Below are 840 nucleotides of genomic sequence, written 5' to 3' on the forward strand. Positions count from 1 at the left end.
CGGCACCCGCCATTGGTGCACGAGTTTCCGAAGGAGCAGCTTGCCTAAGGCGCCGTTCCAGCAGCTGAGGAGTTGAGGAATACGCCCTCGTCGGTGACCCGATCGATCGCCTCGGCCGATTCATAGAAGTGGTTGCCGATCCCCGAGCCGTCGATCTCCAGGTACCCCAGGCGAAGCAGCCTCTCCTTGCGTTCCTCCGGCATACCCGAACCACCCTCGAAAGCGGCGAGCACCGCTTTCACGATCCCGCCTGTTCGATCGGTTTGCTGACCTTGCGCCGTGACCGCCTGCGGGTCGCCCATTTTGGTCCTGATGACGGACCCTACTTTTTGTCCCTCGCTGTCGAAGACGTCCATACCCTCGCGTACCTGTTCGATCGGTCCCACGGTCATCCCTCCTACGCTCGTTGATGAGTAATGCCTCTGACGGCCGGAAGCGGCAGGCCCGCGCCGCCCAGCGCTCCTGTGGCGCGCCGTTCCAGCAGCTGAGGAGTTGAGGAATACGCCCTCGTCGGTGACCCGATCGATCGCCTCGGCCGATTCATAGAAGTGGTTGCCGATCCCCGAGCCGTCGATCTCCAGGTACCCCAGGCGAAGCAGCCTCTCCTTGCGTTCCTCCGGCATACCCGAACCACCCTCGAAAGCGGCGAGCACCGCTTTCACGATCCCGCCTGTTCGATCGGTTTGCTGACCTTGCGCCGTGACCGCCTGCGGGTCGCCCATTTTGGTCCTGATGACGGACCCTACTTTTTGTCCCTCGCTGTCGAAGACGTCCATACCCTCGCGTACCTGTTCGATCGGTCCCACGGTCATCCCTCCTACGCTCGTTGATGAGTAATGC

1 protein-coding gene is annotated in these 840 nt (G+C 62.3%); it reads right to left on the minus strand.

Annotated elements, in window-relative coordinates; all coding sequences use genetic code 11:
- Positions 1 to 44 precede the first annotated feature (44 nt).
- Positions 45 to 840 (minus strand): hypothetical protein (locus tag Y705_RS0113970; protein WP_216698808.1); only part of this gene is annotated, 796 nt, incomplete at its 5' end.

Source organism: Arthrobacter sp. H41 (assembly GCF_000520535.1).
In the GTDB taxonomy this organism is placed as follows: Bacteria; Actinomycetota; Actinomycetes; order Actinomycetales; family Micrococcaceae; genus Arthrobacter_D.